This window comes from Blautia sp. AF34-10, assembly GCF_003477865.1.
Taxonomy (GTDB): domain Bacteria; phylum Bacillota; class Clostridia; order Lachnospirales; family Lachnospiraceae; genus Fusicatenibacter; species Fusicatenibacter saccharivorans.
Genome location: NZ_QUED01000001.1, coordinates 94235 through 107441 on the forward strand (window position 1 = coordinate 94235; position 13207 = coordinate 107441).

Annotated in this window: 7 protein-coding genes and 3 pseudogenes; 1 reads left to right on the top strand and 9 read right to left on the bottom strand. The window is 51.1% G+C overall.

Features of this window, described 5'->3' with window-relative positions; genetic code table 11:
• Positions 1–2 precede the first annotated feature (2 nt).
• The 5 genes and pseudogenes from uvrC to DWZ60_RS00480 all read right to left on the bottom strand — a co-directional run bounded on the left by uvrC (position 3) and on the right by DWZ60_RS00480 (position 7834).
• Positions 3–1862: an excinuclease ABC subunit UvrC gene (gene uvrC / locus DWZ60_RS00460; protein WP_119221112.1), complete on the bottom strand. Its 1860-nt coding sequence runs from the start codon at positions 1860–1862 to the stop codon at positions 3–5.
• Between the two features lie 92 nt (positions 1863–1954).
• A pseudogene (ftsH, locus tag DWZ60_RS00465) lies at positions 1955–3855 on the bottom strand (ATP-dependent zinc metalloprotease FtsH).
• A 187-nt stretch (positions 3856–4042) separates the two neighbouring features.
• Positions 4043–5059: a UDP-glucose 4-epimerase GalE gene (gene galE, locus DWZ60_RS00470; RefSeq protein ID WP_022463123.1), complete on the bottom strand. Its 1017-nt coding sequence runs from the start codon at positions 5057–5059 to the stop codon at positions 4043–4045.
• A 72-nt stretch (positions 5060–5131) separates the two neighbouring features.
• Positions 5132–6625 carry a UDP-glucose--hexose-1-phosphate uridylyltransferase gene (gene galT / locus DWZ60_RS00475; protein ID WP_055219747.1) on the bottom strand — a complete coding sequence of 498 codons (1494 nt, stop codon included), beginning with the start codon at positions 6623–6625 and terminating at the stop codon, positions 5132–5134.
• 40 nt (positions 6626–6665) lie between these two features.
• Positions 6666–7834: pseudogene (locus DWZ60_RS00480) on the bottom strand (galactokinase).
• Between the two features lie 264 nt (positions 7835–8098).
• Here DWZ60_RS00480 and DWZ60_RS00485 point away from each other — a divergent pair.
• On the top strand, positions 8099–8992 hold the full coding sequence (locus DWZ60_RS00485; RefSeq protein ID WP_055219743.1) for an AraC family transcriptional regulator: 894 nt from the start codon (positions 8099–8101) through the stop codon (positions 8990–8992).
• On the opposite strand, the gene DWZ60_RS17665 is transcribed toward DWZ60_RS00485, so the two are convergent.
• The 4 genes and pseudogenes from DWZ60_RS17665 to DWZ60_RS00500 all read right to left on the bottom strand — a co-directional run bounded on the left by DWZ60_RS17665 (position 8983) and on the right by DWZ60_RS00500 (position 13189).
• Complete coding sequence (locus tag DWZ60_RS17665) at positions 8983–10236, bottom strand: ATP-dependent DNA helicase (RefSeq protein ID WP_119198574.1); 1254 nt, start codon at positions 10234–10236, stop codon at positions 8983–8985. The genes DWZ60_RS00485 and DWZ60_RS17665 overlap by 10 nt on opposite strands.
• Positions 10237–10319: 83 nt before the next feature.
• Positions 10320–11474, bottom strand: a complete 1155-nt coding sequence (locus DWZ60_RS17670; protein WP_243038157.1) for a DEAD/DEAH box helicase — start codon at positions 11472–11474, stop codon at positions 10320–10322.
• A 328-nt stretch (positions 11475–11802) separates the two neighbouring features.
• A pseudogene (locus tag DWZ60_RS00495) lies at positions 11803–12029 on the bottom strand (HPr family phosphocarrier protein).
• 335 nt (positions 12030–12364) lie between these two features.
• A complete protein-coding gene (locus DWZ60_RS00500; protein WP_055219741.1) occupies positions 12365–13189 on the bottom strand; it encodes an Mrp/NBP35 family ATP-binding protein in 825 nt (274 codons plus the stop codon).
• Between the last annotated feature and the right edge of the window lie 18 nt (positions 13190–13207).

Here is a 13207-nt window from a genome sequence, read left to right on the forward strand (position 1 = left end):
AACTATTTTGACGAATCCTCATTTTCCTCCTGTGCAGGTGCGTGAAAGAATGTGTAGACCTGCTCCGCCGCCTTTTTATTCATGCCCGGAAGTCCGGAAAGTTCTTCCACGGTTGCCGCCTTGATATCATCAATTCCCTGAAAGTGGCGCATCAGTTCTTTCCTTCTTGTCGACCCGATGCCCGGGATGTCGTCGAGAATCGAGTGGACCTGGCCCTTGCTCCGCAGCAGGCGGTGGTATTCGATTGCAAAGCGGTGCGCCTCGTCCTGCACGCGTGTGATCAGTTTGAAGCCCTCGCTGTTCCGGTCGATCGGGATTTCCACGTTTCGGAAATACAGCCCCCTCGTGCGGTGCTTGTCGTCCTTTACCATACCGCAGACCGGAATCGCAAGATCCATTTCTTCAAGCACCTCAAGCGCAATGTTAACCTGGCCGCGTCCGCCGTCCATCATGATCAGGTCCGGCAGCCGCTCGAAACCGCTGTCCTCCTGGATGCCGCGCAGAAAACGGCGGCTTAAGACCTCTTTCATACTGGCGTAATCGTTCGGTCCCTCGACGGATTTGATCTTGAATTTTCGGTAATCGGCGCGCTTTGGCTTTCCTTTCTCGTAGACGATCATTGAGCCGACCGACTGGAAACCGCTGATATTGGAGATATCGTACGCCTCGATGCGGTCGATCGACGGTAGGTTCAGCCATCTGGCGATCTCTTTTACGGCACCGACCGTCCGACCCTCTTCCCGCTTGATCCGCTCGCGGTCCTGGTCGAGAACGATCTGTGCGTTCCGCTCTGCCAGTTCCACCATTTTTTCCTTGCTGCCCTTTTTCGGCACGCGGATGCGGACCTTCTGGCCCCGTTTGCTGCTTAAATACTCTTCCATCAGCTCCTGCTCGGCAATCTCCTCGGAAATCATGATTTCCCGCGGGATGAACGGCGTGCCGGAATAGAACTGTTTCATAAACGTGAGCAGCACCTCGCTTTTCTGCTCCTCCTCGCCAATCCGCAGATAATAATGCTCCCGCCCGATCAGCTTTCCGTTCCGGATAAAGAAGACCTGCGCCACCGCATCCTCTTTGTCCATCGCAAGCGCAATGACATCTTTGTCCTCGCCGTTACTGTTCGTAATCTTCTGCCGCTCGCCGATCCTGCGCACGCTGTCGATCAGATCACGGTACTCCGCCGCCTGCTCGAACCGCATCTCCTCAGCCGCCTCCGTCATTTTTCCAGTCAGCTCTTTGATCATGTCATTGTAATTTCCATTCAGAAAACTGATCGCCTTTTTGATCTGCTCGCCGTACTCTTCTTTGGAAATGTATCCCTGGCACGGTGCCTTACACTGGTGGATGTGATAGTAAAGACACGGGCGGTCCTTGCCGATCTCCTTTGGCAGGCTCTTATTGCAGGAACGGATATCGTACAGCTTCCGCAACAGTTCGATCGTATCTTTCACAGCTCCGGCGCTCGTGTACGGGCCGAAATATTTCGCCTTGTCCTTCTTCATCTGATGGGAAAACAGAATGCGTGGAAAATCCTCGTTCACGGTCACCTTAATGTACGGGTACGCCTTGTCATCTTTCAGCATCGTATTGTATTTCGGACGGTGCTCTTTGATAAGGTTGCACTCCAGCACGAGCGCCTCCAGTTCGGAATCCGTCACAATATACTCAAAACGGGCGATATGCGTGACCATCCGCTCAATCTTCGGCCCTTTGTTGCGGCTCGTCTGGAAATACTGGCGGACACGGTTTTTCAGCGAAATCGCCTTTCCTACGTAGATAATTGTATCGTCCGCGTCGTGCATCAGATAGACGCCGGGTTTCCCCGGCAGTTTTTTCAGTTCTTCCTGGATATCAAACGCCATATGACCCTCCTCTTTTTGGGACTGTAATGTTGAAAATGCCCAGCGTGCAGAGATCGTTTTCTCTGCTCCCGCCGGGCCTTTTTGCTTTCTTTTTATATTTCTGGATTTTCAACCGCTTCTTCCGCGTTTCCATTCCGTTTTGCAATCACCTGATGAAAAATCTCCATAAATTCTTTTCCGGTGATCGTCTCTTTCTGGATCAGGTAAGCTGCGATTTCATCCATCGCATCGCGGTTAGCTGCCAGAAGTTCTTTTGCCTGCTCATACGACTCTTTCAAGATCTTCATGACCTCGTGGTCGATTTCGGTTGCTGTGGCATCGCCGCAGTTTAAGACCATTCTTCCGTCGAGGTACTGATTCTGCTGGGTCGCAAGACCGATCAGACCGAATTTCTCCGACATACCGTACTGCGTGATCATCGCGCGGACAATCTCGTCGCTTTCTCGATATCATTCGAAGCTCCCGTTGTCACGTTGCCGAATACGATCTCCTCTGCCGCTCTTCCGCCGAGGCACTCGACGATCATCGCCTCGAGTTCGCTCTTCGTGTTGAGGTATTTCTCCTCCTCCGGCACCTGCATGACGTAGCCGAGCGCACCCATCGTACGCGGCACAATCGTGATTTTCTGTACCGGCTCGGAATCCTTCTGCAGTGCAGTAACAAGTGCGTGGCCTACCTCGTGGTAGGAAACGATCTTTCGCTCTTCCTGGCTTAAGATGCGGTCCTTCTTCTCTTTTCCGACGAGGACAACCTCGACTGCCTCGAGAAGATCCTTCTGGGAAACGGCTTTTCTTCCGTTCTTGACCGCAAGAATCGCTGCCTCGTTGATCATATTTGCAAGATCAGAACCAACGGCTCCCGATGTCGCAAGTGCGATGCCGTCGAGATCAACCGTCTCATCGAGCGATACGTTCTTGGCGTGTACTTTCAGGATTTCCACACGGCCTTTCAGGTCCGGTCTTTCTACGATAATCCGGCGGTCAAAACGGCCTGGACGCAGCAGCGCCGGGTCAAGAACCTCCGGGCGGTTTGTGGCCGCAAGGATTAGAATACCCTTGGAGCTGTCGAATCCGTCCATCTCGGCGAGGAGCTGGTTTAACGTCTGCTCCCGCTCGTCGTTGCTGTTGTAGCTGTTGTCACGGCTCTTTCCGATCGCATCGATCTCATCGATAAAGATGATGCACGGTGCGTTTTTCTTTGCTTCCTCAAACAGGTCACGCACACGCGATGCACCGACACCGACGAACATCTCGACAAATTCCGAAGCGGACATCGAGAAAAACGGTACGTGCGCCTCACCGGCTACGGCTTTGGCAAGCAGTGTTTTTCCGGTTCCAGGAGGGCCTACAAGAAGCGCTCCTTTCGGAAGTTTTGCACCGATTGTCGTGTATTTTCCAGGGTTATGCAGAAAATCCACAACCTCCTGGAGCGATTCTTTTGCCTCGTCCTGTCCCGCAACATCGCGGAATGTCACGCCGGTTTCTTTCTGTACGTAGGCCTTTGCTCTGCTCTTTCCTACGCCCATGACTCCGCCGCCTTTGTTCATGCTGCGCATCACCCATACCATGACAGCGACAAGCATTACAACCGGCAGAATGACGGTCAGCAATGTGTAAATGATCGTTCCGGTAGAATCCGGCGGATCTTTGTGGTACGTAATGCCTTTCTCCTGTAACAGATCGACCAGCTCCTGCTCATCTCCCATCATCGTTACCTGATAGGTGATTCCCTCCGATTTCTGGTCTTTCGGCGTTACGGTCAGTGTTCCCGATTTCAAGACAACTTCCTGCACTTCATCGTTGTTTACCATATCCAGGAATTTGCTATAGTCAAGATCCTCGGAAGTAATTCCCCCAAGGGCATTGTTCAGAAGTCCCATCACCATCAGGCTGACGAGGAGGCAGATCAGGATAATGAGTATCGTCTGTCTGTTTTTCGGTCCTCCCCCGGAGCCGTTTTCTGGTTCCCGGTTCTGATTTTTTCTATCGTCCATGCTTTTCCTCCTTGTATGTCAAACCGCCCCTCTTTTTTTACGGACACTTTAACTCTTACATTATATCGGATTCCCTCTTAATTAGCAAGCCGGACTTTGTGAAAAAAGACTGAATTTATCTATACAAAAACGGCCCGCCGACACTCTTTCAAGTATCGGCGGGCCGCCAGATAACACTCACATTACATTAGTCGTTATATCCGTTCGGATTCTTCTGCTGCCAGTTCCAGGAATCGGCACACATCTCCTCGATGCCGTACTCAGCCTCCCAGCCAAGCTCCTCTTTTGCTTTGTCGCATTTGGAGTAGCAGGTTGCGATATCACCGTCACGGCGCGGTTTGATTTCGTATTTCAGCGGATGGCCGCATGCTTTCTCGAATGCGTGGATCACATCGAGTACGCTGTAGCCTTTGCCGGTTCCGAGGTTGTAAATGGAAACGCCCTCGTTGTCAGCCAGTTTCTGGATGGCTTTTACATGGCCGCGTGCCAGGTCAACAACATGGATGTAATCGCGGACACCAGTTCCGTCCGGAGTATCGTAGTCATCACCGAAAACGCCGATGCACTCGAGTTTTCCGATGGCAACCTGTGCGACATACGGAAGCAGGTTGTTCGGGATGCCCTTCGGATCCTCTCCGATAAGGCCGCTCTTATGCGCTCCGATCGGGTTGAAGTAACGAAGCAGGATAACATTCCATTCTGGATCTGCGGTGTGGATGTCGGTCAGAACCTGCTCGAGCATGCTTTTTGTCCAGCCGTATGGGTTGGTCGGGGTTCCCTTCGGGCACTCCTCGGTGATCGGAATCTGTGCCGGATTGCCGTATACGGTTGCAGAAGAACTGAAGATGATGTTCTTTACGCCGTGGTTTCTCATCTCATCGCAGAGAATCAGGGTTCCGGTCATGTTGTTGTGATAATATTCAATCGGTTTATGTACGGACTCGCCGACTGCTTTTAAGCCTGCGAAATGGATGACAGCGTCAATTTTCTCGTTGTCGAAAATTTTCTTTACGCCTTCGCGGTCCAGCATATCGGTTTTGTAGAAGGTTACTTTCTTTCCGGTAATCTGTTCTACACGCTCGATGGCTTTCTCGCTTGCATTGTAAAGGTTGTCCATGACAACAACGTCATAGCCTGCGTTCAGCAGTTCCACACAGGTGTGGCTTCCAATATAGCCTGCACCGCCAGTAACTAAGATTTTCATTTTGGTATCCTCCATGTTTTCCTTCGCTGCTGTTTTTTGCCGCAGCGGGTTAATTGAAACATTTAGTTTATTCTACAACGTTTCCATGAATTTTGCAAATGCACTTCTGCCTTCCTCGGTGCACTTGTAAACGCCGGCATCCTCGAGTACGCCGACAAAGACTTTTCCGACTTCCTCTTTCAGGATATCCATCACATTTTCGCTGTTCAGCTCCGGATGGCGCGGCAGGAATTCGTCTACCCAGTCGGCATGTTTCTCCAGCTCTGCGACAGCGCGGACATCTTTTCCCTCTACGAGGCATTTGGAAAGCTCTTCCAGCTCATCTTTTAAGCGCGCCGGCAGAATCGCAAGTCCCATAACCTCAATAAGGCCGATGTTCTCTTTTTTGATGTGATGATACTGTGCATGCGGATGGTAAACACCGAGCGGGCATTCGTCCGTCGTGATGTTGTTGCGCAGTGCCAGATCGAGTTCGAACGTATCGCCCACTTTTCTTGCGATCGGCGTGATCGTGTTGTGCGGCTCTCCGTCAGTCTCGGCGAATACAAACGCATCCTCATCCGTGTAACCTCTCCAGCAGTTCAGAATATGCTCTGCCAGATCGATCAGCCGTTTCTCATCTTTGTGGCGGATCCGGATGACGGACAGCGGCCATTTGACGATGCCGGTTTCCACATCCTCGTATCCTTTGATGGTAAAATGGCGCTCGATCGGCGCTTTCGCCATTGCGAAGGTATAGTGGCCGCCCTGGTAATGATCGTGGCTTAAAATGGAGCCTCCCACGATCGGCAGATCCGCATTGGAACCGATGAAGTAGTGCGGAAACAGCTTGATAAAGTCAAACAGCTTCACAAAGGTCGCGCGCTCGATCTTCATCGGGTTATGCTGGAAATTGAACACGATGCAGTGCTCATTGTAATACACATATGGCGAGTACTGGAATCCCCACTCCGTCTGATTGATCGTCAGCGGAATGATGCGGTGGTTCTGGCGCGCCGGGTGGTTGACGCGTCCCGCATAGCCCACATTCTCCTTGCAGAGCAGGCATTTCGGATAACCGCTCTGTTTTGCCAGTTTTGCAGCCGCGATCGCCTTCGGGTCCTTCTCCGGTTTGGAGAGGTTGATCGAGATATCGATATCGCCGTAGGCACTCGGTACGCTCCAGCGGATATCCTTTGCGATGCGGTATCTGCGGATGTAGTTGGAATCCTGGCTCAGTTTGTAGAAGTAATCGGTTGCCTCCTGCGGGCTCTTCGCATAGAGTTCCTCAAACTTCTTTACCACCTCTCCCGGGCGCGGCATCAGGCAGTCCATCAGTTTCGTATCGAACAGATCGCGGTAAACGACGCTGTTGTGTTCGAGAAGACCGCGCTTAGCTGCATCATCAAGCAGTTCATTTAAAGTCTCTTCCAGATCCGGGGTCTCCGGAATCTGCTCCGGCTCTTCGTAATCGGAAATCTGCATGACTTCCAGAATCCGGTTTGTCGCATAGATTTTATCCAGTCCCGAAACAAGACCGGCATTTTCTCCATATTTTACCAGTTTTGCAATACTCTCGTTAATCACTGTAGCTTCCTCCCTGCTGCCGATCCAGCTTTTTTATTTCTTATTTTAATACGCCTGCGCCGTCTCCGATGTCTACGACATAGAAGTCTGCGGCATAGCCGATTTTTTCTTTGTAAGCTGCGCCTACTTTTGCGATGAAGTTGTCAATATCTTCTGTTTTTACGATGCTGACGGTGCATCCGCCGAAGCCTGCGCCTGTCATACGGGATCCGATGACACCCGGGCAGTTCCATGCTTCTTCCACAAGAGTATCCAGCTCGATGCCGGTTACCTCATAGTCATCACGCAGGGAAACGTGGGATGCGTTCATCAGCTCGCCGAATTTTGCGATGTCGTTTGCCTTTAAAGCTGCAACGGCCTGAACGGTTCTCTGGTTCTCGTAAACAGCATGTTTTGCACGTTTCTGGCGGACCGGATCTTTGATGGCATCTTTCACTGCCTCAAACTCTTCCTCGGTCAGCTCGCCAAGGCTCTTGATGTCTTTGACTTTCTGAATCTCAGCCAGAGCAGTCTCGCACTCGCTGCGGCGCTCGTTGTATTTGGAGTCGCCAAGGCCGCGTTTCTTGTTGCTGCAGGAGATGACAATTCTTGCGCCTTCCAGTTTAACCGGTGCGTACTCATATTTCAGATCGCTGGTGTCAAGAAAGATCGCACAGTCCTTTTTGCCCATGGCGATGGCGAACTGATCCATGATACCGCAGTTGACGCCGTTGTAGTTGTTCTCGGAGAACTGGCCGTACAGAGCGATGTCGATCATGGAGATGGTGTCGTAGCCGAACATGTCACGCAGCATTACGCCGGTTACGGTCTCAACGGATGCGGAAGAGGAAAGGCCGGAGCCGTTCGGAATGTTTCCGTAGAGCACGATATCGAAGCCCTGCTCTACCGGGAAGCCCTTCTGGCAAAATGCCACATCATTCCCTTCGGATATGCGGTCCAGTTGCCTTCTTTTCCCATCAGGAATTCATCGAGAGAAGATTCTACCACGCCGAGTTTTTCAAAGTTCATAGAGTAAAAACGAAGCTTTCTGTCGTCACGTTTTCTTGCTGCCATGTAGGTTCCGATGGTCAGTGCGCATGGAAATACGTGGCCTCCGTTGTAATCGGTGTGCTCACCGATCAGGTTCACACGTCCAGGTGCGAAGTAGGTGCGGATGTCGCCCTCTCCCCCGAACAGTTTTGCAAAACAATCCAGTACCTGCTGTTTCATTTTGTTGTCTCCTTTTCTTTTTGGTGTGTTGTTTTCATGGTTTCGTTTTGTGTGTTGTGTGTGTATTGTGTGTTTGTGTGTTTTTTCTTATCTTCTTAAGTATCATTATAGTGAGCCGTACGCCCATCTGCAACAACAATATTGGGGCAAACGATAATTATATTGAGGTGATCTTCGATTTTTTCTTGTTTTTTTTCCCTTTTTGCCGCATACTTTACTTATCGTATGATTTTTAATGGATTTTATGGATTGGAGGTACGTTTCATGCAGATCCGCATGGATAAAGAAAACCGTGAGCTGAAGGCCCACGGCAGCTATGAATTTCCTGTCAACATCAGTTACGAACAGCTCTCCCGCTACGAGCGCGGCTCCTTTTCCTGGCACTGGCACCCGGAAATTGAGCTGACGTTTGTCCTCTCGGGACAGATCGGATATCAGGTCAACGGCAAATCGTATGTCTTAAAAGAAGGGGACGGCATTTTCTGCAACACGAATGCGCTTCACAGCGGCCACATGATCGACGGGATGGACTGCGTCTATATTTCAACCACGTTCGCCCCGCGCTTTCTCTATGGTTTTTCAAACAGTGTGATCCAGACGCGCTACGTCGAACCGGTGCTGACGGATATGCAGCTCGCCTCCATCGTCTTTTCGCCGGAGATCGACTGGCAGAACCAGGTACTTGCCTGTATGCACCGCATCTACGACCTCTCGCTTTCACAGCCGTCCGCGTTTGAGATGGAAATCCAGGAGCTTCTGCTGTCGATCTGGATTGAGATTTACCGCCACGCATCGTTTTCCGGTGAATCCCAGAACACGGCGGCAGCGCGTGATGTTGAGCGGCTCCGCATTCTGCTCGACTACATCCACCGCCATTATATGGAGCATCTGACGCTCGAGGATCTCGCCGCACAGATCCACATCTGCCGCAGTGAATGCTGCCGTTTTTTCAAGAAATGCATGAACGAATCCCTGTTTGACTATCTTCTCGATTACCGTATTGAAAAAAGCCTGCCGCTCCTTCTCGAGCGCCAGGCCAGTATCACTTCCGTAGCGGAACAGACCGGATTTTCCAGTCCTGCCTATTTTTCTAAAATTTTCCGGCAGCAGATGGGCTGCTCGCCGAGCGAATACCGGAACCGCGCGGATCACACGTAACGTTCAGCGCTGCACCGAGATTTCATTTCCTGCTGCCCGGCTTTTGATCCGCTCTCACAATCCACCCTCTCCCAAAACGAATGGATTACCTCCGGGAGGCTGCTGCGCTGCACAATCCGGCAGTCCTCCCATTCTCTTGGGAACAGCTCGCGGTACTCCCGGTTTCGGAACCGCTCGTCGAGCAACAGAATCACACCCGTGTCCTCCGTCGTACGGATCACGCGCCCTGCCGCCTGCAATACTTTATTCATGCCGGGATAGCGGTACGCGTAGTCGAAACCGTTCTCTCCGCTGCGGTCAAAATATTGCTTTAAAAGTTCTCTCTCCGGCCCCACCTGCGGGATTCCGGCTCCCACAACGGCCGCGCCGATCAGCTTTTCCCCGTCCAGATCAATTCCCTCCGAGAAAATGCCTCCCATGATACAGAATCCCACCAGCGTTTTCTCGTTGTCTTTCGCAAACGCTTCCAGAAACGCTTCTCTCTCCTGCTCCCGCATCGCCGACTCCTGGATCAGGCAGGTCACGTTTTCATCTGCATACAGTTCCTCATAGACCGCATAGACATCCTGCATCAGGCGGTATGACGGGAAGAACGCCATATAGTTGCCCTTCCGGCTCTGGATCATCTCATTCAGATAGGCAGCGATCTTCTCAAACTCTGCGCGGTTTCTCCGCTGATACTTCGTGCTGACCTCGCTTCCGATCGCCAGACACCGCTTCGCGGGATCAAACGGGGACTCCACGTAAATCGCGTAATCGTCCGTATTCGTGCTGAACATCTTCTTATAATACTGCACCGGCAGCAGCGTCGCGGAAAAGAAGACGGCCGACCGCCCCTGGTTGATACACTGCTGCAGATTCTCCGCCGGGTTGACGCAGAACAGGCGCAGTGCAAAATCGCCGTTATCGAGATAACTCGTGTAGATCAGATAATTTTCATCCACTAAATTGTAAATCTCGGAAAAATTTCGCAAGTTAAAGTAAAATTCCAGAACCTGCTTCCGGATTTCGCTTGTCTTATGCGCTTCCAGCCAGCCCGCCAGTTCTTCCAGCAGCTGATTGACCATCATAAGAAACGTCGATACGCTTTCCAGCTCCGTGCAGGAATCGCACTCTCTTTTGTAGACGAGCATCTGGTGATTGCAGCGATTCAGCGCCTTCTCGAGCTTTTTGCCCGGTGCATACGGGCGGAGGAGCTGGCGGACCTTTAAAATCTCCTCTTTGACGAGCGTGGCACTGAACATATCGCGGCCCCGCTCGACCAGGTTGTGCGCCTCGTCGATCAGAAAGATGTAATCACCCTTCGTTCCTTCTGCGAAAAAGCGTTTTATTTCGAGGTCGGATCAAACGCATAGTTGTAATCGCAGATCACGCCGTCCACCCACGAAGCCACATCAAACTGGAACTCGTGCGGGCAGACGTTCCATTTTTCCGCCTGGCGCAGGACTTCCTCTCTTGTGTAGGAATCGCATTCCGTCAGCATCTCGTACACCGCCGCGTTGATCCGGTCAAAATGGCCTTTCGCGCGCGGGCAGTGGATCGGATCGCATTCGGGCTCATCGAGGATGCACATTTTTTCTTTTGCGGTCAGCGTGATTGCTTTGAACTGCAGTCCCTTCTCTTTTAGAATGGAGACCGCCTCCTCTGCCACGGTACGGGTGATGGTTTTCGCAGTCAGATAAAAAAGACGGTCGCCGCAGCCCTCTCCGATCGCGCGGATGGCCGGAAAGACCGTGGACATTGTTTTTCCGATGCCGGTCGGCGCCTGGACGAAGAGTTCTTTTTTCCGCAGAATGGTACGGTAGACGCCGCTCACCAGTTCCCGCTGGCCTTTCCGGTACGGGAAGGGGAATTCGAGGTGCTGCATTGAGGCATCTCGCGCTTTCTGCCACTGGTACTGGAATTCCGCCCAGATAAACCAGGCGTCGAGTAGCTCATCGAACCACTGCTCCAGTTCCGGGAGCTTGTACGTCTGCAGAAAATGGCGGATGCGCCAGTTGGAGTGCTCCGGCTTTACCTCTTCTTTGGTGAGCGGGCGCAGAAGGCCTTCCTCCTCGGAGGAGAGCAGGGTGTACGTCATCAGCACGCCCATCTCCTCTTTGCGGTTCTGAAAGCCGTAGATGTAAGCGTAGCACTTCGCCTGTGCCAGATGTACCGGAACCGGCTCTTCCATCGTTTCGAGGTCACGGTACGTTCCCTTGATCTCCTCGATCACGGTCGTGGTTCCGTCCTCGTACATGCCGTCTGCTCTTCCCTCGACGCGCAGGATGAAATGCTCATATTCTTTTTCGTGAACCAGCGGAACCTCCGCACGGTAATCGGCGCCCCGTTTTTTCTGAATCTGCTGATGCACCCGCGTTCCCGCCTGCATGGCATCGCGCTCGCCGAAACCTCCCGACGAGTTGTCCAGATCCCCGCTGCGCAGAATAAACTCCACCAGATTCCGCACGGAAATCCGGATCTCTTTCTTCTTCTCTTCCACTAGCCCGCTCCTTTTCTAACCAGACTATTCAGAGCCCCATCTCGATTCCGCTGCGCTGCATCTCGATGTGGCTTCTCGCCATATGAAATTCCAGAAAAGAACGCTCATTCATGCAAGCATGATTCGTGTCCTTTTCTGGAATTTCGCATGGCTCTGAATAGTTATCATTATACAGAAAAAAGGAGACTGCCGCAACAGTCTCCTTTTTTCTCTCTGAAGTTATGTGTCTCGTGTGATTAGTTTTTCTTCAGAAAGTCCCCTGCGCAAATTCTGTCTCTACTCTCGCTGGCGGCGCAGGCTGAATTTTTTTCGTTTCCCTTAATAAAATTTATGCTACAGCAAATTTCTGCAGGGTTTTATTGAATGCCGGACTGTCACCATAGCAGTGTACGGTGAGATCACGGTTCAGATCCATGCTGAGGATGCAAGAATGGATTTTGCATCAATAATAACGCGGTTGTAAAAAATGTCAATATCAAAATCACATTTGGAAGCTGCTTTTACAAACTCCTCTACTTCCTCAGTTCCATTGAGTCTTACTACGCAGTGTGACATACGATTCACCTCTTTCTTAATCAATAGCTGTTTGTTTTCCTATCGTTGAGGTAGATTATGCACTTTTTCTCTTTAAATGTCAATATTGAATTTATTTCCTTGTTTTTGCCATATTATGCATGTTTTTTATGCAAGTTTTTCTCATTAACCCTTCATATTTGTCGCTTTTTGTCTCATTTGCGCAGTCGTGTGTAACCGGTTACACAAAATCCGTTTAAAATAAAATAGTTTTTGCCAAAAGAAACGTAAAAATCTTGTCAAAAAAACCCGCTTTTCCTTGTAAAATCAAGGAAAAACGAGTTTTTCATGCCATTACTTGCTTCTATATTTAATGATTAGATGTTGATCTTTGCAATATCGGTGTTATCCACTTCTGCAAATCTTCCTTCGTCCACCAGCTCGGCAAACTCCGGATGAATCGGCATTTTGCCGAGAACCGGCACGCCGATCTCGGCTGCGATCTCGTCGATGTGGCTTTCGCCGAAAATGGACAGCTTTTTGCCGCAGTCCGGACATACGAGGTAGCTGTAGTTCTCTACGATACCGAGCACCGGAACGCTCATCATCTGTGCCATCTTGTAGGCTTTCATGACGATCATGCGCACCAGATCCTGCGGGGAAGATACGATCACTACGCCGTCTACCGGAAGAGACTGGAAAACGGTCAGCGGAACATCACCGGTTCCTGGCGGCATATCGACGAAGAGATAGTCCAGGTCGCCCCAGATGACATCGGTCCAGAACTGTTTTACGGTTCCTGCGATGACAGGTCCTCTCCAGATGACCGGCTCTTCCTCGCCCGGAAGCAGGAGGTTGATGGACATTACCTTTACGCCGTTTGCTGCAACTGCCGGGTAAACGCCCTTGTCATCTACGTTTGCAGGTCCTTTCAGGCCATACATTTTCGGGATGGACGGTCCTGTGATATCGGCATCGAGGATACCAACCTTGTAGCCCTCTTTTGCTTTCTGGTTTGCCAGAGATGCGGTTACCATGGATTTACCAACACCGCCCTTGCCGCTGACAACGCCAATGACATGTTTGATCGAAGAATCGGCATTCAGATCAATATGAAAATCCGGTTTGCCCTGTCCTGCTTTGCTTGGACATCCTTCGCAGCTTTCTTTGGAACAGCTCGAATTGCTGCATTCTTTTGCCATGTTTCTTTCCTCTTTTCT

Excerpts from the sequence above, each read along its gene's own strand:
- DWZ60_RS00485 (WP_055219743.1), top strand. The coding sequence starts at position 8,099 with ATGCAGATCCGCATGGATAAAGAAAACCGTGAGCTGAAGGCCCACGGC.
- uvrC (WP_119221112.1), bottom strand. The coding sequence starts at position 1,862 with ATGGCGTTTGATATCCAGGAAGAACTGAAAAAACTGCCGGGGAAACCC.
- galE (WP_022463123.1), bottom strand. The coding sequence starts at position 5,059 with ATGAAAATCTTAGTTACTGGCGGTGCAGGCTATATTGGAAGCCACACC.
- DWZ60_RS00500 (WP_055219741.1), bottom strand. The coding sequence starts at position 13,189 with ATGGCAAAAGAATGCAGCAATTCGAGCTGTTCCAAAGAAAGCTGCGAA.
- DWZ60_RS17665 (WP_119198574.1), bottom strand. The coding sequence starts at position 10,236 with ATGTTCAGTGCCACGCTCGTCAAAGAGGAGATTTTAAAGGTCCGCCAG.